The 21,901-nt window shown below is 58.4% G+C and carries 11 protein-coding genes and 3 pseudogenes; 10 read left to right on the top strand and 4 right to left on the bottom strand.

Annotated features, from left to right (window positions below):
• Nucleotides 1-62: 62 nt before the first annotated feature.
• The 3 genes and pseudogenes from I6F12_RS24835 to I6F12_RS24825 all read right to left on the bottom strand — a co-directional run.
• Nucleotides 63-545 (bottom strand): annotated as a pseudogene (locus tag I6F12_RS24835) (transposase); the annotation flags it as partial.
• A gap of 443 nt (nucleotides 546-988) precedes the next feature.
• The gene (locus tag I6F12_RS24830; RefSeq protein WP_225157458.1) at nucleotides 989-1,408 is read right to left on the bottom strand and encodes an SET domain-containing protein; all 420 of its coding nucleotides are present in this window, start codon (nucleotides 1,406-1,408) and stop codon (nucleotides 989-991) included.
• 2,673 nt (nucleotides 1,409-4,081) lie between these two features.
• On the bottom strand, nucleotides 4,082-5,452 hold the full coding sequence (locus I6F12_RS24825; protein WP_225157457.1) for a hypothetical protein: 1,371 nt from the start codon (nucleotides 5,450-5,452) through the stop codon (nucleotides 4,082-4,084).
• A gap of 812 nt (nucleotides 5,453-6,264) precedes the next feature.
• On the opposite strand from I6F12_RS24825, the gene I6F12_RS24820 reads away from it, so the two are divergent.
• The 5 genes from I6F12_RS24820 to I6F12_RS37515 all read left to right on the top strand — a co-directional run bounded on the left by I6F12_RS24820 (nucleotide 6,265) and on the right by I6F12_RS37515 (nucleotide 13,513).
• Nucleotides 6,265-6,495, top strand: coding sequence for a hypothetical protein (locus tag I6F12_RS24820; RefSeq protein ID WP_157784138.1), 231 nt, complete (start codon nucleotides 6,265-6,267; stop codon nucleotides 6,493-6,495).
• 421 nt (nucleotides 6,496-6,916) lie between these two features.
• Nucleotides 6,917-7,540 carry a DnaJ domain-containing protein gene (locus tag I6F12_RS24815; RefSeq protein WP_036043200.1) on the top strand — a complete coding sequence of 208 codons (624 nt, stop codon included), beginning with the start codon at nucleotides 6,917-6,919 and terminating at the stop codon, nucleotides 7,538-7,540.
• A 1,148-nt stretch (nucleotides 7,541-8,688) separates the two neighbouring features.
• Nucleotides 8,689-9,474: a LuxR family transcriptional regulator gene (locus tag I6F12_RS24810; protein WP_225157456.1), complete on the top strand. Its 786-nt coding sequence runs from the start codon at nucleotides 8,689-8,691 to the stop codon at nucleotides 9,472-9,474.
• Between the two features lie 2,029 nt (nucleotides 9,475-11,503).
• The gene (gene rpoN, locus I6F12_RS24805) at nucleotides 11,504-13,009 is read left to right on the top strand and encodes an RNA polymerase factor sigma-54 (protein WP_225157455.1); all 1,506 of its coding nucleotides are present in this window, start codon (nucleotides 11,504-11,506) and stop codon (nucleotides 13,007-13,009) included.
• Nucleotides 13,010-13,288: 279 nt separating this feature from the next.
• The gene (locus I6F12_RS37515; protein WP_345944184.1) at nucleotides 13,289-13,513 is read left to right on the top strand and encodes a hypothetical protein; all 225 of its coding nucleotides are present in this window, start codon (nucleotides 13,289-13,291) and stop codon (nucleotides 13,511-13,513) included.
• A 657-nt stretch (nucleotides 13,514-14,170) separates the two neighbouring features.
• Here the strand turns inward: I6F12_RS37515 and I6F12_RS24795 are convergent.
• Nucleotides 14,171-15,826, bottom strand: coding sequence for a di-heme-cytochrome C peroxidase (locus I6F12_RS24795; RefSeq protein ID WP_345944188.1), 1,656 nt, complete (start codon nucleotides 15,824-15,826; stop codon nucleotides 14,171-14,173).
• Between the two features lie 846 nt (nucleotides 15,827-16,672).
• Here I6F12_RS24795 and I6F12_RS24790 point away from each other — a divergent pair.
• The 5 genes and pseudogenes from I6F12_RS24790 to I6F12_RS24770 all read left to right on the top strand — a co-directional run.
• Nucleotides 16,673-18,484, top strand: a pseudogene (locus I6F12_RS24790) (FAD-binding protein); the annotation flags it as partial.
• A gap of 196 nt (nucleotides 18,485-18,680) precedes the next feature.
• On the top strand, nucleotides 18,681-18,896 hold the full coding sequence (locus I6F12_RS37370; RefSeq protein WP_225157453.1) for an FAD-binding protein: 216 nt from the start codon (nucleotides 18,681-18,683) through the stop codon (nucleotides 18,894-18,896).
• Between the two features lie 328 nt (nucleotides 18,897-19,224).
• Complete coding sequence (locus tag I6F12_RS24780) at nucleotides 19,225-19,701, top strand: Lrp/AsnC family transcriptional regulator (protein ID WP_036042999.1); 477 nt, start codon at nucleotides 19,225-19,227, stop codon at nucleotides 19,699-19,701.
• 93 nt (nucleotides 19,702-19,794) lie between these two features.
• Nucleotides 19,795-20,383 (top strand): annotated as a pseudogene (locus I6F12_RS24775) (pyruvate kinase); the annotation flags it as partial.
• 609 nt (nucleotides 20,384-20,992) lie between these two features.
• Nucleotides 20,993-21,358, top strand: coding sequence for a hypothetical protein (locus tag I6F12_RS24770; protein ID WP_225157452.1), 366 nt, complete (start codon nucleotides 20,993-20,995; stop codon nucleotides 21,356-21,358).
• Nucleotides 21,359-21,901 lie beyond the last annotated feature (543 nt).

Below are 21,901 nucleotides of genomic sequence, written 5' to 3'. Positions count from 1 at the left end.
AAGACCGCCTGATTGACGCATGCGCGCGGGCACAGCGAGCTCTACGATCGGTCGGGTGAAGGTCAGCGGCCTGCTGACCCGGCGGGCTTATCGGCCTGGCGCAGGAGCTTCCATTCCCAGGGCAGCAGTTCGTGCAGGCGCGACGCGGGAAGATCGGCGATCCAGACCAGGACCTCGGCGGCCAGGCCTTGGGATCAAAGTCGTTGAGGCGATAGGTCGTGATCATCGTCAGCATGATGGCGGCATGGTCGGCGCCACGCTGGCTACCAGCGAAGGTCTAGTTGCGCCTTCCCCAAGGCAATGCCTCTCAATGCGCGCTCAGCGCATCCGTCAAGCAGATCTTGCCATCGTCGAGGAAGCGGGCGAAGTCGTCCCACCGCCTGAGCATGTAATTCATAAGCTTCAGGACCTCGGAGGAGCGCGAGAGGGTTTCGCGCTCTCGCAACAATCAGGCGTGCATATCCTCGAGAAGCGGCTTGCTCCTTTCCCTGGCGCAGGGCGCGCCGCTCGTCGGCGTCCCGGCCGTTGCTGGTGCGCTCGATCTCGCAAGCGGTCGACATCAAGTGCGTTTGTGAACAGCACATTGCCACTCTGACGTTAAGCAGCCCAATGAGCGCATGCTAAGATACTTTCAGGCTCAGTTCCTGCGCCATCTCAGCAGCGATTGGGAATTGATCGAGCGTCGTCAGATTCTGAACTAAGTGCGAAAGCAGGGGTATCTGCGGAGATCTTGCCTAGGGTAGGCTCTATAGATCTTGTGAACTCCACGTTGCGGCTATACGTCATCGAAAGCACGCTCCGGGCCTTGGCCCACCGCACTTAGCGCGCCAGGGATATCGAACAAGGCTGCGCTCGCAATAATCTTCAAGCTCCAGGAGGCTGCCGCAAAAAGCTGGGTCGGTCGATGGCCACAAATAGCTGCCGAAACTCTTCCCGTAAATTAGCCGACGAATCAAGTCGTCAGACCGCGAATTCAGTCCACTGCCGCCTAGCCCGTCGGGGCATCAACATTCACCGATGGTTCTTTATTCCACGATAAGTCACACGTCGGATCGAAAAACAAGTAATTGCAAGTCAGTTCTTCACCAGGTTGTACGTCACGCGCGGTTAAAATTCGGCAATGATCGTCTTGATATGTGTTTGGCTGACTGCTGTGGTTCATGAAGCGGGCATTGTCAGCATTGTACTCTATAACACCATCATTAGCCTTGTAGTCTCTTGGATAGGCATGCTTATCAAGTAGAGCTCGAAATGTTGGAGCTAGAGCTTCGTACTGCTCAGGCGTCACTGCGATGTCAACGATTGGGTTGTGAATCCAAATCAGCGAATCTTTGAGCAAAAGGGCGGCGGAGAAAAGTCCAATACCGCCAAACTGGTCTGGCTTTAAAACAGTTTCGACAATCAACATTGAAGAAGTCTCCCTAACACCCAGCAAGCTAACTGACCTGAGCCCCGAAATCTCCTGCACAAACCGGTAGGGTCGTCTAATCGCGCCTCCGTCCCAAATTGGGTTTTTTTCGCATTCGTTGCGACAGCGGCTGGCGGATCGCCTTTCGCGGTACCGCCATCTTGGCGGTGCTGGAAGGGGGCTGCAAGTCAGTGGGATTGCGAGCAAAGATCCGCGTTGATCAAGGCGGCGAGTTCATGTCGCGCGATCGTGACCCGTAAGCCTATCAGCGCGGCGATACGCTTCCTTTCTCACGGTCCGGCAAGCCGCCGGCAACGGCTTCATCGGGTCCTTCAAGAGCCGCTTTCGCGCTGACCGCTCAATGGCCACTGGTTCCTGTCCCTTGCGGATGCCCAGGACAGAAGTGGAGACATGGGCACATCGTTAGCGAAGGGCTACCCCGTGGGCGATCGGCAGTCGAACGCTGATTTCGCCGCACAACCACGTCGGCGTAACCAGCCCCCCATTGTAATCACGCGACAAAGCTCTAGTCTTGGGGTGGTCTAAAGCGCGGTCTCGCTGAAAGTCGCCACATGTGACTGCCGCTCGATGAAAGTTCGATGGCAAGTCAGGTGCAGGATAATTTCGCGGGCGTATGCACCGTATCGGTCACCTGTGAGCGACCTAGAGCTGGTGGTGCGCTCGTAGACTCCTGGTCATCGCCCGTGCCGCTTCCGCTGCGAGGCCGTCCTGTGAGGACGCCAGATCTGCACTAAGCGTTTGGCCGTAAGGGATTTGACGCGATCGGCGCGACGCGCGGCGAGGCTGGAGTCTAGGGTGCAGCATCCCGGTTTGGTGCTTAGCGGTAACGGAGAGGGGGCTCCGCAAAACGGCTGATCCTGCAGGTGAGCAAGGAGAGGCTTATGCGCTTTGTCCGAAGCCGCAGCCCGTCGTAGGCCGATTGTCTCAAGCTCATCGGCAAACTCGCCAGGCCAGCTGAAGGCGGCGCATGAACGAATTGCAATGTTCTCCGCATCGAGACCCCAGAGCGGACCTGAAGCCAGAGTAGATCTTTTCCCTAAATGGAAGGGCCCATCTCAAGCGCTCATGGCCACGAGGTAATCGAGCCATAACCAGAGCTGCCTTACTCGCTCGGCCCGTTCCTCTGAGGGCTTCTCGGCCAAGCCGTGATCGCGCCAGGTCTCCAAAGAGAGACGACACTCGTGCCAGAAAGTACTCCCCCCGCGCTCTATTCCTCAGCCCGGACACTGAAACACGCGACAAACGCACGGCACAGCCTGCGCACAATTGGTCCAGGCATCTTTCAATGTGGCGTTCGTCGATCCGCCGCTAGGGGCATGCAGACGCCTCGTGAACTTGATCGCCTCGCGCGAGTCGCGTCGGCCCGATGCTTGCGGGAGCCGCGGTGTGCCCGCCTGGTGCTACTTTCGGCCCGGCAGGCTTGCACGATCAGCTCAGGTAGAACATTGTCGCGGCGATCGTCAGTTGAAGCCGGCAGGAAGTGCGAAACGCCTCAACGTTCGCGCCGGCGAGCCTTGCCCTATGATTTGCCGGCATCAAAGTACGCGCGAGATGTGCGGTCGTTCACACATAATGGTCGCGATATGGCTTAGATGGGGCAGCAGCCTCGGGGTCGGAGTTCCTGGTGTTGACATTCAGCAGCGAAAGCTGGTCGCGGACAGATACAGCTTTGGTGCTCGGCAACCATGTTGCCGTGGCGATCGTCTTTGCGGCTCGTTCGCTATTTTGAGGGTCCTCCACACTCATCTGGCCGATTTGATCAGCCGGACAGAGGTCGCTGCGGCTTGCTCAGCTTCATCCTGCGCTGAAGCTCCTTGAGGAGAGGTCATCTCAGGTCGTCGTCTTCGACGGGCAGAGCAGTGCCGACGGCAGTCCGCGCTGAACCGAAACCTTATCCCGGAGGACGCGGTTCTCATCAAAGCGTCCAAAACCGGAGTAGCGACAGATAATTCACGGTCTATGCACTGCTCTTAAGGTTTCAGCGACTGTCTACGCCGAAAAATGGGAAGGGCATTGCTGACCGGCTTTCCGCGGGGACGTTGAATGCACATCTCAGGAGTATAACCACGACAAGGGCGTTGGCAGTAGCTTCGGGGTAGCACTGTGTGAGCTGCGGAACACGTCGGCTGGGCTAAGCGATGAAGATCGCGCACGGTATTCCGGACCATTGCTGACCCCTGAGATATGTACTGAAAGGCTCGAGGCGGATCGACGAGGTGCTGGGCAGCGCCTCGTCGGCCAGACGAGCTTTCTGCGGAACGCCACGGCCAGGATGTGCATCTGGGACTGATGGACGACCACACCCATCTGCAGCCAGCTAAGCTCAGCCGACGCGTGTTCGATGCGGGCAGGAACCAGCCTCTTTACTCCGAGGATGCTTCCCTGTCTCGGGGCCGAGGCCCCAATCAATGGCAATGCTGTAAAACGCAACGGCGATAAACACCGTAGGTGTTCTTCGCAGCTTTGGCGTTCGGAAGATCAAAGAAGATCGCTGTGCGGCTCAACGAGGAGCCGCACAGCGATGATGCGCGCAAGTTAATCGGGCGGGGTAGCGCTCACCCGGACCCCCCGGAACCGCGCCAAGCTCGCTGGCGCAAGCTATGCTACATTGATAAGTCCAATACCGGAGCTATGTGGTCGGGTTCCTAATTCTTAGCGTGGGGATTGTCTCTCGGCATCTCCATTGCTTGGGTGATGGATGAGCCGCACGTCATTTGGGCCTCCCGGCCCCAAGAGGGCGGTGTAACGCTCGCCGAGAATATCGTAGTTTCTTGCCGGCTGCGCATCGTTCGGCAACTGGCCCCAGCGGCGAAGCATCGAGAGCATCGTGTCCGGAGCTGGTTGGTCGCCGTGCGAAAAATTCTTGGGAACGGCGAATGATGCAGCATAAATCTCGCGGGGCGCGGGGGACGTCCCCTCAGCCCTGGAGGAGGACGCCGGAGCGGCTTGCTCCATCGACCGTCCAAGCCGCGATGATGAGGCTCGGTTCGCTGGTTGCGCGCTGGGCTGCGGAGCGTTTTCCAGTCGAAATCCCAGAGGAATGGCAGCGCCTTGCGGAAGAGGGGTGCTTCGCCTCATCGTTGCCGCGGGCACGAACAGCGCCGTGTAGCGGTCATTGTGAACGATAAAACTGTTGGGTCGGCTGTCCTGGCTCGGCGCGACGTTGCTACGGTCAAGCGCAGCGGACGCGTGCTGGTCGCCCTGCCGGAAATTGAAGGGAATAACGGCCGGTTCTGAATCCAGCCCTTGGTGATGACCCTCGGTTGGCTCGACGGACGACGATGCGCCAGCGTTTCCCACCATCGCCCACAGCAGGTCCTGATCGTAGCCTTCGGGAAGGACGAGCTGATCGCTGGCCTGAAACGGTGCGCCGGCGTCTTCCATCAGCTCGCGAACGACTGAACTGCCGGGCTCGCTCACCTCGCGTCCGATGGCATCCCCTTCCGTATGGCTTAGTGTTCTTTGCCTCTTCGCAGGCCTCAACTCCCCGGTGTAGTCCTCACCCAAGAGGACCTCGTGACTTGAAGAGGGAGCGCTCCCGGTCAGCTCGTTCCGAGCCGGTTGGTAGCCGTCGCTCCAGTTGAGCTGAACGGCTTTTCCGCGGTCCGGTCCCTGGTGATCGCGCGCGGTTGGGAGAGACGATGTTAGGGTGGGTTCGCCCATCATCCCTCGCAGCGGGTCCTGATCGTGACCTTCCACAGGCAGCTCTACCGGCCAAGTCCAAGCTTCCCGCGGCGCGCTGTGCTGGGCAGCGGTGTCCCCGAGGTGTCTGGTGACGGCGTCTTCGGGATGAGGACCGTGAGCCCCCTGGTGCCCAAGTTCCAAGGCCTCGATGAGGCTACGCTCTTCCTCAGTCAGAGGAAAATAGTAGGGATCTGAAGAAGCGGGGATCTCTGCAACGGCAGGGGGATCAAGCTGCGGCACTTCATCCAAGTACGGCTCAAACTCCGCTTGCTGCTGTTGCGGTTGTGACACCGCGGCGTGGTCACGGTCGAATGGGTTGATGCTGTTAAATGGGTCCATGTCAACTCCCCGGGGTTTGAGTCGATTCGCAATGCGGAGACGATAGTGGCGCTCTCTCTCGTTCTATTGGGATCAGCTGTCGAAAAGCTGACGCGCTTAGAGACTTACGGATTGCGATCTCAAATCAGTCATTTCGCCGCTTTGGACCGCGACTCGTGATGGGACTGAGCAGGCGGCATGGCTTTGCCCGTTCGGGACGAGCACAATGGCGTCGGCACTCTGACGCCGCGACCATCTCGGCAACTGATTGGGTCTCTTCAGTCAACCCGCACGTTTCGAGGCCACCTCGATCAGCTTGCACCATCAATTTTACGGTTTGTGGCGATAACGCTTTCTTGGCTCGCACGCTCGGTTGCCGCACCGCGGCGGATGCTCTCAATCGGATTGTAGTTCTCAGCTGGCTCTGGTGCTCGGCAGGAAAGTCATAGACAGCCAATAGGCTCAAGATTCGCAATCCTTGTCCGGCAATAACGTCATGCCATATTTAGCGCGATTCTCGACCAAGGTATCGAGTGCATGCTCCAACCGCTCGGCTTGGCGCCATTGAGATCCTGTATGGCCTTCTTGCCGCTCTGAACCGGCTCGGGATGTCTTTGAGCACGTTGACGGCTTTTTGCTGCCAGCGCTCGTATTCGCGCTGCGATTGGTCATTCAGGCTCAAAATCATCGAAGGTGAAAGGTTCGTTGTATCCTTTCCAGCAGGGCCGAGAGCGCCTCCTGGATCGCCGGTCGACATAGCGCGCAGCTAAGGGGCGGGCAGCAGGCGATCGAGGCTCCTAGTTCGCCGCGCTCGGACTGGCAAAATCACCGAGGTGAAGCCGATCCAACTGGCGAGCCGCTCGCGCGCCGGTCCTCACCTTGGGCCTGGCAATCTCGATCTCGCCGATATCCGTTGCGATGTTGCGCGCCGGGCCATGGCCGTTCCGCACGGCCGGCGCGACCATCCGCGGCGGCTTCAGCTCGCCGGCGTCTGCGGAACGCGGCAATTCCGTCTGGACGGCCCGGACGAACAGATCGCGCGCTATGTTGCGGAGAATTTGTAGCAGTGCATGATCAACCGCAGACGGCTGACCGAAGGGTAGGATGTTGATCGTCTCCTTCGGGCCGCATCGGCTCCTTGAAGAAGTTCTCGCAGGTTCGCCATCCGCCTGGATACGCCGGCTCTCTGAGCGTTATCACCCAGATTCCTGCGCAGCTCCCGCTTTCTTCGTATTCACCCGGTCCCGTTCAAGACCTCTATGTGCAGAACCCGACAGCAAATTGCAATTGAGTCGATCTGAATCGCAGAAGGATGCTTGCCTGAACCAAGCTCGCGGGTCCTGGCATGTCGATTGCTAGGAAGTGCCTGATACATCATGCCACTAACTAGACGCAAAGGCTAAGACAGATCCAACTTGCTGTCCAAACGAATTCTCTAGCATACAAGCGGCGCTGTTAACTGCCGCTCCGCTAACGGAGCCAGTCATGCTGATCGACACCTCCAAAATCTTCGACTCCATTCGCATCAACAAGAAGGAAGCGCGGGAGCACCAGACCGCGGCGCTATGTGAATGGCCTGGTTGCCAAAACAAGGCTACCCATCCCGCGCCCAAGGGCCGCGACAATGCGCGCGAATATTGGCACTTCTGCATCGACCATGTTCGCGAATACAATGAGTCCTACAATTTCTTCTCGGGGATGGACGCGGAAGCGGTCGCGCGCTACCAGAACGACGCGCTGACCGGCCATCGTCCGACCTGGAAGATGGGCGAGAACATCAGCGCCCGCAAAATGGTCGGCAGCGCGGCCGATTTCGAGGACGACTGGCATGCCTTCTGCACGCACCTCGAGCTGAACGGACGCGCCGGTGCCCGCCCCCGCGCGGAGGCCAAGCCTGAGGCGCGCAAGATTTTAAATGCCGAGCGGAAAGCGTTGCAGGTGATGGGCCTGAATGCCAATGCGACGCTCGGCGATATCAAGGCGAAGTACAAGGCGATGGTCAAGCAGCTCCATCCCGATGCCAATAGCGGCGACCGATCTACGGAGGATCGCCTGGTCGAGATCATCAAGGCCTACCATTACCTGAAGACCGTGGTGCGCGAGAGCTAGGGCGGACACGACTTGAACGGCTTCACCCCACCGGCCGCTACTAGTCCTTCATCGTGTGAAAGCTGCATCCGAGCTGGCGTGTAATCCGCTTCAGACCCCCACGCCTAGGCCGAGAGGAGCAGCATCTCCGCCACGTTAGCAGGAGTCTTTATCAACAGCGCGCCCCGGATCAATCCACGACGAGCCTTCCGTGATTCTTTCCTCTTTCATTTGCTCGCTCCTCGGCGTTGCAAGGAGGGGGCTAGTCCTCACGACGCCGAAGGGGGCGGTTCGCAAAGGCGCGCCACAGCGAAACGCTGAAAGCGCCGGTCCTCGGCTGCTCAAAGAACCCGCAAGACTAAACTGCTGCTGCGCTGCTCGATTTCAAGGATGGAAAGGCCCTTACTCGATTTGGCTTGCGCGTTAGGACCGCACGGGCAGCGCCCACCTCGTTCCGCGTCAATGCAGGTGAGGCAACCGCAATCATGCTCTTGATCTATATCAATTCGATGTCGCGCCTGACGACGTTGTCGCATGTTCGACGTATGTCGCATTCGCTCGAAACAACTCAGATGAGACCGTCTTTCTCTGAGTGCCTCTCTTCTTAAGGGGCCATTTTGCCAAATCGGAAAGTGGTACGAGAATTGCTGTGCCCACCATGCTGGTTCTTGGAAGTCCTGAGGATCGCATGCACGGTGTCGTCCTTATCAAGCAGCTGGTTGTCAATGTCCGCGAGTGGCGGCCCAACATGCGCAAGCGCCGGAGAGGGGCTGCACCGGTCCGTGACCTCAGGCGTGTCGAGCTGCGCGAAGAGTTCCGTGCCGAGCGCACTTCTTTACGTCGCCGCTTGAGACGTTGGTATGTTCTTACGAGAAGTGCTGACCTTGTCCGCCGCAACCGTTGCATCATTTGCCAGCCATTCTTTCGAGAGTCTGGCTACGCACGTGACGATTCGGCAGCTCGGATAGCAACCCGACCCGGTCGGCAACGAACCAAGTCAGCTCCGCGTTGGCTCAACCTGCAGGGGGCGCGTGCCGGTTTGCTCCACCTATCTAATCGGTACGCTCTGGGACCCGGGCAAACATTTCGCGCCCGGCGCTTTCCTTCGCGCGGGCGTCCAGCTGCAACAAGCAGAGCCAACATCTGTACAAGTAAAATGGGAAATAGAAATGGATGACCAATCGCACGGCAAAATGCCACTCTCTTCAAGCGGACGGGAAAGCCGCGGGCCAGACCTATTCAGCTTCGTCGAATGCGCTACACAGACAAGATCAATCAAAGCGCTGTTCGAGCTTCTTGTGAGTTTCGCGAGCAATGAAGGCTTTAATAAAGTCGCGTACGGAGCACTCACCTGCTCGAATGAGCGTCGTCTGTTGGACTATCTTCCGCCCCCGCCAACGATAAACTTCCCGTCTGATTGGTGCCAACGCTATGCTGAGCAAGAGTATCGAGCGATCGACCCGGTAGTTCGGCGGACAGCAATGCTGCCAAGGCCCTTTCTTTGGGATGACCTAACCAATAAATATAAACTGCAGCCCCGTGAGCTGCGCGTCTTGCACGAGGCCAGAGAAGCAGGTCTTAAGCATGGCATAAGCGTGCCATTGTTTGGATCGCAAGGCCGATTGGCTTTCGTATCGTTTGCATCTCCCTTCGATGATGCCGATCCACACAATCGCATGGCTCATCTCACGACATTGGCGTCGGCGTTTCACAACGCTGTCGCGCAGATTACACCGCCCCTTGATGAAGATTGCGAGACAGACATTCCGCTCACCGAGCGAGAAACAGAGTGCCTATACTGGGTCGCAGAAGGAAAGTCAGCCTGGGTAATCGGGCGACTTGTGGATGTCAGCGAGAATACCGTCAACTTTCACATGAAGAACGTCGTCAGAAAGCTAGGGGCGGCGAACCGGACAAATGCTGTACACAAAGCAACCCGACGCCGCATCATTTAACTCCGCGCCCGTTTGAAGGCACGCTCAAAGGCCCCGTCTTCGGGCGGGCTCTTCCCTTCTTGCCGCGGATCGGGACAACCGATCTCTAGTGGCTTCGGCGATGTACTTCAACGGAAGCCGCTCAAACCAGATAGCTGGGCAGGCAAGCGCATCAGGCGCGCCTATGCGGTGTCCCGCAACAGCGCCCGGTGTGGACTTGGAGCGTCGTCGTTGCATGCAAGTCCCGTTGCGCCAGACTCTCAATCCGCCTCTCAAGCGATCTAGTGTTGCTAAACAGGCGGCTCAACGAGACGGCGGAAGACGCCGACATCATCTTCATTCTCTCCAGCAACCGTCCCGAGGCGACCGAGGCCGCGCCAGCCGTCCCCGCCTTATCGATCAGGCAATCGAGGTGCCGCTGCCTGATGCGATTCGCCGAGGCAAGGTGGTTCGCGCTATGGCAGCGGCTTGCCGGTGGACGAAGCCATGGTCGCTGAAGCCGTGCGCTTCACCGCGGTGGCAGCGCCGCCTTACAATTGTGGCGCGATTTCCATCAACGTGAAGCGACCTGCTCGTGCAGCGAGGTCAATCGCCTATCTGGGCATTGTGGTAAGGGTTCTCCAGCCATCGACCTTGCCGCATGTTGATCTGGCAGGAGGTGAGCAGGCCAGGACAATATTGCCGTGGCGGCCGCTGATGGCAAACGGTCTTGATCTTGATCCGTCGCTTGAACTTTTCGTTGGCCGCCCAATGGCGTTAGTAACCGGTATGAGATCTGCCGGTGCCAACGTTCCGCTGCGGTGTTCTACAGCGTTTTGTATGGTACTGGTATCGGCACAGAGGCAGCGGGAGCACGAATTGCGGGTCCGGCGATACAGGCAATGAGCCGGGAGTTCGAGTTGGAGCTGGCCACCTCTGCGACTCAACACGTTGTAGCAAGAGCCTCTAACTCGCACTTGTCGTCTCGCCGCAGCTCAGATGCCGATGAGACGAGTGATTGGACTCGGCATCCAGCGAAGCTTCGGAGGGATGTTTGGGGTGGCGGCAGGCTCCGCCGGCAACGCTGATATGACGCGGAGTGCGCTAAAGCGCTGGCAAGACTCTGCTGGCCAGCGATGAGGTGGTGCTCGAGGTCATAGGCAACGGCATGGCGGTCTACGCGCGTGCGGACGCCTTTCGGCCCATGTGATTGTCGGCAGTCCGCTGCAAGCGAAGCAACTCGCGCAGGCTCTCGACAAAGCGACATGATCGTCCCGGTCACGCCGGCCAATTTGGAGGAGGAAGGTATCCTTCCCAGATTCGGACGCGTGAGAGGCCCAGAACCGACATCGCGAATACGTTGGGACCTTCGCCAGGACAAGCGGAAGCGCAGGCACAATAGTGCCCGCTGTTCGATCTTCCGCCGATTTTGCCTCAGCAACTTGGGCAGCTGACTTGTTTTCGACGAACATGGGGCAGGCGCTGCGCTAACAGGCAGCAGGCTTTAGGCAGCCGAACGCGACGATAACCTCGCAATCTCTTTTGGCGCAGGGCCGATCTCGCGGCCGGTTCAACCCGCCACCTCAACTGTTTTGACTGCGAGCCTTAGTGCCAGTCCGTTTGGGCAACGTTCTTCCATGATTGGCTTCAAAGTTCGTCGCCAATTCCGAGCGTGCAGCAAGGCTCTTTGTTAATGGCCTATCAGAGTGGCGGGCAGGCACCGATCCTAATCCCAACGCACCTATGGTCCTACGGGATGGTGTAGGATCGCCGCTACTCTCAGAAGTCACCGAAACTGCCGCGGACTGCCAAGTCCTTCATCGGAGTGTCGCCACAGTGAAACTGTCCTGTGGTTCATGTCCTCGGGTCAAAGTGCCACCTCCTAATCTCTAGTTCTCTAGTCTCACGGACTTAACGAAGGAGTTTCGCAAGTGTTTCGGTGTCCCGCTGTTGGCTGCCTTCATTAAATATCTCACCTCGCATCTGCTTTTGCGCGACATCAAATACGCGTGGATCAGCTCCTGACTAGATGAGCAAAACGCGGGCCAACTTCAGTAAAGGTTCTTGCTTCATGGCGCTCACGCAGAGATTAGAGTTCCGGCAGTCGCAGTCGCTGGTCATGACGCCGCAGCTGATGCAGGCGATCAAGCTGCTGCAATTGTCCAATCTCGATCTCACGACCTTCGTGGAGGAGGAGCTCGAGCGAAACCCGCTGCTGGAGCGAGCCAATGACCATGTAGCTGGCGCCGAAGCCCCGACTGAAGTCGATCAGGTCAGCGGCGAACAGCTGGCGGAGGCAGCTGCGCGGAACGCCCAGGATGCCGCGCCGACCACCTATACCGAATGGGGCGGCGGCGCCTCCGGTGACGAAGACTACAATCTCGAAGCTTTTGTCGCGGCCGAGACAACGTTGTCGGACCATCTCGCCGAGCAGCTCTCGGTTGCCTTCACCGCGCCCGGGCATCGCATGATCGGCCAGTACCTGATCGACCTCGTCGACGAGGCCGGCTATCTGCCGCCCGATCTCGGCCAGGCCGCCGAGCGTCTCGGCGCGTCGCAGGCCGAGGTCGAAAGCGTCCTCGCCGTGCTGCAAAAATTCGATCCGCCCGGGGTCTGCGCGCGCTCCTTAAGCGAGTGCCTGGCGATCCAACTGCGCGAGCTCGACCGTTACGACCCCGCGATGCAGGCGCTGGTCGAGCACCTCGATCTGCTCGCCAAGCGCGACATCGCGGCTCTGCGCAAGATCTGCGGCGTCGACGATGAGGACATCGCCGACATGATCCGCGAGATCCGCCGCCTCAATCCCAAGCCCGGCATGAAGTTCGGCTCGGCGCGCCTGCAGACCATGGTGCCCGACGTCTATGTCCGCCCGGGTCCCGACGGCGGCTGGCATGTCGAGCTCAACAGCGACACCTTGCCGCGCGTGCTGGTCAACCAGACCTATTATTCCGAGCTGTCGAAGAAGATCGGCAAGGACGGCGACAAGTCCTATTTCACCGATGCGTTGCAGAACGCGACCTGGCTCGTGCGCGCGCTCGACCAGCGCGCCCGCACCATCCTGAAAGTGGCGACCGAGATCGTGCGCCAGCAGGACGGGTTCTTCACCTACGGCGTCGCGCATTTGCGCCCGCTCAATCTGAAGGCCGTCGCCGACGCCATCCAGATGCACGAGTCCACGGTGTCACGTGTCACCGCCAACAAATACATGGCGACCAACCGCGGCACGTTCGAGCTGAAATATTTCTTCACGGCCTCGATCGCCTCGGCCGACGGCGGCGAAGCGCATTCGGCGGAAGCGGTGCGTCACCACATCAAGCAGCTGATCGATTCGGAGGAGCCCTCCGCGATCCTGTCGGACGACACCATCGTGGAACGGTTGCGCGCCTTGGGCATTGATATTGCCCGCCGCACGGTCGCGAAGTACCGCGAAGCCATGCGCATACCCTCCTCGGTGCAACGCCGCCGCGACAAGGAGTGGTCAACGATCAACAGTCGAGCATCGGCAGGAACTGGCCTCCAGGAAGAAACTCCCAGCCGTCGATTTGGACTCCACAAGCTACTCTTTGGATTTGCCTGAAAGTGGGTCTTTGGCGCGACATTTGTTGATTGGTGATTGAACGAAGCCGCTCGCGCCGACTGCCGTCTGAGAGGATCCGGGTGTTCTCAGGGCCGACCCCTTCAGACAGGACGTTTCTGATGGCTCAGGTGAGCCGCCGCATGATCAAGGACATGACGGTGGGCACTTGTCTCCGGCAACGCAGCCGATCATATCTCGACGCGGTATCGAAGCCTAGCCGATTGTTTTCGCCGATCGCCCGCTTGGAGGATGTTCATACGTTCCAGGTTCACCTTTTGGGTGACAGGGATCTCTTGGCGGCATCTCAACCAGATGGTCTGTGCGTTGCACTTTTTCGACGGCGTGACGCTCGGCCACAGCGAGAGTCCCGAGCGCATCGCCTACGCGCGAGAGCCTCGCAAGCTGCCGATCGTGCTGATTGCCGAGGAGGTGGTGAGCTTGCTGAAGGCAATCCTGAGCCTAAGGAGCCGCATAGCGCTGACGACGTCCATGCCGCGGGATTAGGCGTGTCGGAAGTGGCTTTCCTCGCGATCCCGGATATCGACAGACAGCGGAAGGCAATCCGGGTCGAGCGGGCAAGGGCGGCAGGGACGTCATGCTCTCGCCACGACTTCTTAACAGTCTAAGGGCCTATTGGCGGCTAACCCGACCGACACGCAGGCTATTTGCCGGCCGCGACACTTAGCGGCCGCTTGATGCGACCGTTCTTTATGCTGCGTGCTGCTCGGCCCAAATCACAGCGGATCTGAACAAACGCGTGACGGTGCACACAGTGCGACACAGTTTTGCGATCCATCTTCTAGAGCGGTGCCGATATTCGTGTGATCCATTGTTGATGTGGTCTGCGCCGCAATCGGCCAGGCACTTGACGCCTTCTATGCTTTGACCGTCGCATGGGCCAGCCGACCAGGCACCGGATCTCGCAGGTCGTTGGGAAGCCGAATTTCGCGTCGACGTACTGAACAGCAATCGGGCTCTGGGATAGGCGAGGGGCGGCGTGATCCGAAGCCTCGAAAGGCTCGGGGTCGATGCAAGCGAAGTCGGGCGTCGACGTCCTCGCTCTCGCGGCGATGGTGCACGCCGCTGAGAGAGGGATGAATCGGCTCGGCGGATCATCCAACGTAGCCGCGCCGACGTGCACGTCGGCGGGCAACGCCTTGCTCATAGAGTCTTGAGATACTCGACAAGCGCTCGCCGTTCGGCGTCGGTCAATTCTGGTCCGATCACGCCCGGCGGTTTCCTTAAGTCGGTTTCCTTGCCCTCGAAGGAATGTCCGCGATTGCTGTTCCCAAGCAGCGACACATCGAAGTTCGTCAAGCCGGCCGCACAACTGTCGGCCGACTGTGCTTTGGTAACAAGTCCGACATTGATCGGGTCGAACGCACGGCTGCCGACGCAAAACGACGTCGGCCGCTGGCCCTGCGGTACCAACATGTCTCTCAGCGTCGGAACGGACCCGTTGTGCAGATAAGGAGCTGTCGCCCAGACACCGTCCAACGGGCGCGCCCGGTACTGAGGTTCAAGGGCGAGAACAACTTCGTCCTTCCCGTTGCGGCTTGCACGCGCCCCGACATAGACCCGTTGGTTTTGGCAGTTCTTTCTCGGTCCCCACATTTGACGCTTAGTTTCTTCAGAAGTGCCGTTCGCAATCATCCATTGGTCAATCGTCTTGCCGACCACGTCCATGAGCGCGAGTACAAACAGACGATCTGCCCCTTTATCTGCCGGAAGGCCACAACCTCCGGCTTTGTTGAGGTCATCTGCAGGATTTAATCCTAGTGACGCGGGTCGGTGAACGCGCCGCGTCGTGAGGACGCTGGATTGTTGGGGGTCGGTGCCGATCGCTGTGACCGGCATCTGGACCACGTTGAAATAATGCCGTCCGCCGATCTCCACCCAATTCTTCTCGTTCTTGGCTGAGCGATCGGGGTTCTCTGGGCTCCAGAACGAATCTTCCGGCCACTTTTTGTCGAAGGCAGTATCGTTGACCGGGCCCCGGTGGCATTCAAAGCAGTGAGCGCGATAAAGATCGCGACCTTGTTCGACGAGCTTTTCATCAGTCGCCCAAGCCGGGTCACCGCGGAATTTCTCCTGCGCGTCCTTCCATTGGGGGGCCACGAGCCCGGTAAATTTTCCGCGGCTTGCATCGCCCGCCGAAAAGGGATCGGCGCCGCGAAGAAGCTCTTCGAACCGCGCGATTTCGGATAGATGTATCGACGACGCAAAAAGCGGCCGTCCGGGCGCGGCCGCTGTCATATTGATTGTCGCGCTGACACCGAGCGCCTCGCCGGAATTGCGAACGAGTTCGTTGAGAACAGAAGCGTCATACTGTGCCCAAAGGAAGTACGGCGTGTCCCAGATTGGCGGAAAGCTCACGGGCGCATCGTGCCGCGCGAAATTGCCCTTGAGGAGTGGGTCCCGGAGTTCGCCAGTCGCGGGATCGAGTAGGCTCGTATAGAAAACCTGGTTCCCGATCCGGTTCAGCGCATCAAGTCGACCGAACCCTTCGTCGAGATCCGCCACTCCCTGTCCCGTCAAAAGTCTGTCGGCCGCTGCCTTTTGGTTCTTGATCTTTTGAAGTGCGAGCTCCAGATCGCCTCGAATCTGCTTTCGATCGACGCTTTGCCCTTTGATCCGCTCCAGCTTGCTGGCGAAACGCTCAAATCGCCATGGCAACATCAGCGCGTAGCCGATCGATAGCCCGATCACTCTTTCAACGTCGCCGACATTGACCATCGCCGGCCCACCGTCGAGCCGTATGCTGACATTCTTGTATTCGAGATGCCCCGTATGACAGGCGGCGCAGGTTAGCCCGATCTGATCTTCATATGGGGCGCCCGCGTCGGATCGACGCCGCCCTTGAGGATGGCAAAACCGACCGGCAGCCTTCTGGGGTCGTCAAGACAAACCCCTGCTCAGGAAGCTGCGGATCTTACAGAGCAGTCCCGCTCGTCACTTTGCTCAAGTTGGCCGCTTCGAAGTCGTCCCATCCAAAAGCGCGACCATTGGTAATCACGATCCGTGCTGGCCAAGGCTTACCAGCTCCGTCTCCTCGCTCGTCCTCGGTGTAAGAGCCTCTGCTGGTAGATGGATGAGTTCGTCCAGATGGGAGCCAAATCGCTTCTCCGCTGCAGCAATTTCAGAATCGCTCGCGACGGCAAACAACGCCTTCCAAGACTTATGAACCATTCCATCCGCCGAAGTTCGAGCTCCTGTCCGGCATCAACAGGTGCGCCCGCCGCCGACCGCTCGATCATAGATGCGGGCGGAAATTGGCGACGCCGGTGATGCGGGCATCCTTCAACGATTCGGCCATATCCTCCCAGCAAGCGAAAGGGTCGATCATGATTATCGCCGCATAGACATGAGGAGCTGACGTTGTCTTGTCGAGGGTTAGCAAGTCTCGCAAAAGACAGTCGTTTCAATCGCGGATTGGCAAGGGCCGCCATGACCAGCAGGGAGCCTTCTGGAAGGCTGCGCAAAGAGGACGCGTAGACTTGCAATTCTGCGCCTTTAGCTATTGTCCGTTGTGCGGCAAGTTTGCCGGAACTGCTCTCAACGTTTCTACCCAATGTTACCCATTTGGACGCCTCGCGGATCTTACACCCGGGTAGAGCCGGGTCTAGACCACCTGTTGTTAGGAATGGTTCTGGGAGGAAGATCGTGTCTCACCATTGCACGGACGACCTGAGGTCGGCCTGGGATGGTAACCTGTCCGAACTGGCGACTGGATCCGCGACTACGGATGCGGTCGCGATCGTGGCCACGCTGGATACCAAGGGCCGCGAGGCGTCTTACCTTGCGGACATTATCGAGGCGTGCGGCCGCAAGACCATCCTGATCGACATCGGCACTAAGAGGGATGACCGCGACAAACCAGCCGATGCGAAGACCCCCACGGAACTCTTGCAGCAGATTGCTGAAAGGACGCGCAGTAAGGTTGGTGACCTCCTGGGGGCAGGAACGATCAGCGCGATTGTCGGGGTTGAGGGTGGCAGGGGAAGCGCAGTTTTCGGCGAAGTTGTGTCTGAGCTGCCTTATGGCTTTCCAAAACTTCTGGTGAGCAGCGCAAGGCCTGCGCTACTCGCTAAATTGGCCACTCACAGCGACATCATCCTCTATCCGGCGCTGGTCGATCTGTTCGGCCTCAATGTCTTTACCACAAGGTTGCTCGAGAACGCGGGGCGGGCCATTGCGGCCACGCACTATGCTCCCGTCAAGCTTGGGCGAGACAAGAAGATCGTCGCGATCACGGCCGATCAGCTGCTCCATTTTGCGTGCGAGAAATCTCCCCGTCTTGGCGGAACGACGGCCTTTTCGAATGGCATGGTCTGGGTTCCCTGTTCTGCTCAGGCGCGCGCGGCTAACATCGATGATACCATCGCCGATGCGAGGACATACCTGCAGCACGAACTCGGCGTTTATTATCGTGCGCAATTCATTGATGCTTATCTTGAAGACAGCCCGCCGGCGCTAACCGCGCTCGAGAACGGCACGAGTGTCAAGTTTACCCTAGCCATTACGCCCGATTATCAGTCGAGCCAACTTGGCGGCGCTGATAAGGGACAGGCATTGAGCCCCGCCCCCTATGATGGGCGGCTTCTAGGCAAGGACTTCGATTTGATTGGTCATCCCATTCGGGTTGTGCCCGGGGGCACGATGATCTCATCGAGTGAGGTGAAAAGCTTTCTCAACCCACTCCAATCTGTTGCGTCGCTCAAACACGTCTTAACTTGCCTGAGCCGCTATGGGCGGGATCGGCTCAGCTTCAGCCGTGGTACTGAGCTCAGCGGGGGAAATGCCTTGATCGCGCGGCTGCTGGTGAGCCTGCGCGAGTACGGCGTAGAAATTTGGCCATATTCTCCAGCGGTCGAACTCACGAAGGAAGACTGGCGCGTCACGGGTGCCATTATCAAGCGGATCAACGTTGGCATCCGCGTGCGCGCCTCACGTGGTGTTGTTCTCGCAACTGGCGGCTTTGCCCGGAACGCGCAGTTGAGAACGGACCTCAGTGGTGCACACCAGCATGATGTTACGTTGGCCCACGCCGATGTTAACGGTGACGGCATTGGGCTTGCAACTACGCTCGGGGCCGCCATCGACAAAGATGTCGCATCGGCCGGCTTCTGGACCCCGGCTTCAATCCTGAAACGCGGCAGCGGCTCGCAGGTTGTGCCATACGGCTCGCTCGACCGCGGCCGTCCTGGGGTCATTGCTGTCGGTCCAAATGCCAGACGCTTCGTCAACGAATCGAATTCGTACCACGATATTTGCCTGGCAATGTTTGAAAACGGCTATCCAGCAGATAAGCGATTCTACTTCATCTGCGATCACCAGTTCGTTCGATTGAGGGGTATGGGACACCTACTGCCATGGCCCTGGACGTTGAGCATCGGTAAATATGTGCGCCTTGGCTACCTCAAGGCAGGTGAAACGATTTCTGAGCTCGCAAAGCAGCTGGGACTAGATCCCGCTGTGCTTCAAAAGACGATCGAGGAACACAACGGGCACGCTGCCCAAGGACGGGATCCCTCTTTAAGCGTGGGGAATCGGCTTTCAATCGCACGCTCGGCGATCCGACCGTCGGGAAAAATCCAAATCTTGGACCAATCAAAGACGGACCATTGTCGCGCTGCCGATCGTTCCGGCAACGCTCGGCACGGCGACCGGATTGGCGACGGACAGTTACGGAAACGTCCTGGATGCACAAGGCAACGCAATCCAGGGTCTTTATGCTTGCGGCAACGACATGACGTCGCCGATGCGCGGAATTTATCCTGGCGCAGGCATAACAATCGGTCCCGCCATCCTATTCGCATATCGCACCGTCAACGCAATAGTGCTTTCCGCTGATCAGGAGCAAAAAGCCGTCGCCTCCGGAGCTTGAGCGTGTACCACACTCGTCTGTGGCGGGGAATATGTGCTCGGGTCCGGGGCGCGCATCGATAGAAACGTCGGCCCGACCCGCGACATCCTGAGAGGGCGGCCGGGTTCGAGTTTGGTGAGCCCCGGCGGAGGGGGAGATCGGCGCACGAACTGTCTTCGATGTATCGCAAAGAGCTCGGCTCCTAGTAGGTGTTCCAAGACATATGACAGCGGGCGAAATCGATCGTTCAACAGCTAGGCGGCGTAGTGAGGAGTCGAAAATGTCAGGACAAGCGGCGCAGGCGTCTGCTTCCCCGACGCGATCGCAATCCGCTGGCCGCGAGGCAGTGATGCAACTCGATAAGATCGATTTTCGTCTTCTTGATCTCGTCCAACGAGACAATCGCCTCTGTAGTGAACAACTTGGAGGGAAGGTCGGCCTATCCGCATCCGGAGTTCAACGTCGGCTGAAGCGCCTTCGATCGACGGGTGTCATAGAGGCCGACGTTTCCATCATTTCTCCAAAAGCAATTGGGCGTAATGTGACCGCAGTGGTTCTCATTTCCTTGGAGCGCGCGCGTGCCGATACCGTTGATCGTCTAAAGAGGCAAATTAGCAAGATGCCTGAAGTGATGAGCGCATTCTACGTTACAGGTCTGGCTGACCTCGTCTTGCTAGTTACCGTAAACGACATGGAAGATTACGAGCGGTTTGCTCGGCGCCTTACAGAGGAAAGTTCAGACATAAAGCGCATTGAAACGATGGTGGTCATGGATCGGTTCAAAGCAGGATTTACTTTGCCAATAGCCTCCATCGCATGGTGTTAAGCGACTGACGAAGAGGACATTGGCTTGCAGTCCGTAAGCGTCGGCTTTGGTCTTTATAACTAGATCGATCACAATCTTCAGATGGGGGATACGTTGCGTCGCTCGCGTCACGCCAAGATCGTGGCAACAGCCGGTCCGGCAAGTGCCGAGCCTGAGAAGATACGTGCTCTCTACCTTTCCGGGGTAGATATCTTTTTCGGCTAAACTTCAGTCACGGAACCCACGAAGACACGCCAAGAGTTATGTGTGTATCCGTGAACTCGAGCGGGAATTCGGCTGGCCGATAGGCATCCTGCAGGATCTCCAAGGTCCAAAGCTCAGCATCGGATCCTTGAAGAAGGCAGGCTGGTTTTGCGTGCTGGAGAAACGGTCCGCTTTGTGATGATGGAGCCAACGGAGCAAAGCAATACTCTTGCCTCATCCGGAGATTTTTGCAGCCGTCCATCCCGGACAAGAACTTCTCATTGACGATGGCCGGGTGCGCTTGAGGGTCACCGAGCCGCGAGACAGAGAAATCGTTGCGCAAGTGGAGGTCGGAGGCTTGGTGTCGGACCACAAGGGGGTCAACGTACCGGGGGCCATGCTCGCCTTATCTCCGCTCACCAAGAAAGATCGCGCCGACCTAGCGTTCGGCATTGACCTTGGAGTCGACTGGGTGGACTTGTCCTTTGTTCAGAAACCGTATCGGGCCCGGTCACAGCTGAATGCTGAGGGTGGTCCATATGACGATCGGGTGGCCTTCCGCAGCGCGATAGAGCATTGTCTTAACAAGCGACAACGCGAAGATTGTTTTCGTCAGCTCCCACGCAAGAGTCCGACAAGTTTAGCGATACCGATCTGGCAAATCTCTTTGCGCCGTTGGTCCATGGGCTCAAATAGCTGCGTGACCCGGAGCTAGGTCGGTCGATCCACATGCAGCAAGCAGCTCTACCGACCAGCGAATAGCTGGTATTGCGGTCGCCAGTTGAAACAAGAACAATTATTGGAGGCTTGGACTTGAGCCCTCCGATAAGCCTTCATATTTGCATGCTGCACATCGACGATCTTCCGATTAAAGTCATAAAGAGCCAAATTTAACGGTTGGGGGCGAGGGGACATGACGGACAGCTGGTCGCCAGCCCCATTGGCTCATCTGGCCGGAGAAGATCCTTGGGCCCACGAAGACGTTGTCGTTGCGGAAGTAAAGAGCTTTGACGAACGGCCCCACGCAAGGCAGCGCAGACTATTTCTGCGCTTGTGCCACTGAATCAAATCGAAGCCGTTCGGACGGGCCTGGTTAAACTGAATCACGATGTCAGTACCAGCGGCCCATCCGGTCTATTTGGAAGATCGTCCGTTCAAACCCGAATTTTGGATTGGAGCGAAAGGTCTGCCCAGCGATAAATATGAGCCGCTCGTACTCGCCTGGTCATTACATGAAAAAACGGTGCTCCAAACCGACCCTGGATTTCTGATGACTTATGGACTCGTCCCCCGCTCTGCGAATGAAGGGATTGTTTATTGGGACGACCCGCAGGAGCCGCGCCACAACATTGTGACCGTCGCTGCACCTTCCGTTGGAAAATATCCGCTGGGCACACACACCTATGTTTCGATTTCCAAGGATTACTTGCAGGACTACCTGACGCTCAGAAACATGGCACTTGTGCAGGTCTAGTGGAAGATACGGTGGGGCAAGAGCGATCCTGAAAGTCAAAAACGGCTAAAGGACAAAGAAGGCGTAGATATCGGTTTCGATGACCGACGACTGCATATCGGACGGGCGATGGACGATCGAGAGTCGGTATTTGCTCAAGTGTGGGGAGCTCGACTTCTTGTCATGCCCGGAGCGCTGCCTATGACAGCAGAGTCGTCGCGCTGGCCCGCTCCGAGAACAGCTCGCAGCGCTCCCCGCGAGATTGCGGCGATTGCGGGCGCGCTGATCCTCGCTTGTACCGTGAAAGAGAAAATCGGCGATCGCATCGGCGGATATCGTCGGCAAGGTGAACCTGTTGTTCTGCGGTACGGGGTGTGGCTGCATTTGTCCTCCGATTAGTGTTGAGCGGTCCCTCGCGAACACGAAGGGCTTTCCAGTCGCCACCGACGAGAGCTCTCTCAAGAGCACGATTTTCGGAACCATTTGGTGCTTGCCGAAAAAAGGTAGTTCACCGTGCAGGATGCCGCTCTCCCCTGCGAAGAGAGGGGCGAAGGGACCCGCCAA

Origin of the sequence: Bradyrhizobium sp. IC4059, from assembly GCF_020193615.1 — a bacterium.
Lineage (GTDB): Bacteria > Pseudomonadota > Alphaproteobacteria > Rhizobiales > Xanthobacteraceae > Bradyrhizobium > Bradyrhizobium yuanmingense.
The sequence above is the reverse complement of the archived record's forward strand: the minus strand, read 5'-3'. Positions and strand labels throughout refer to the sequence as shown.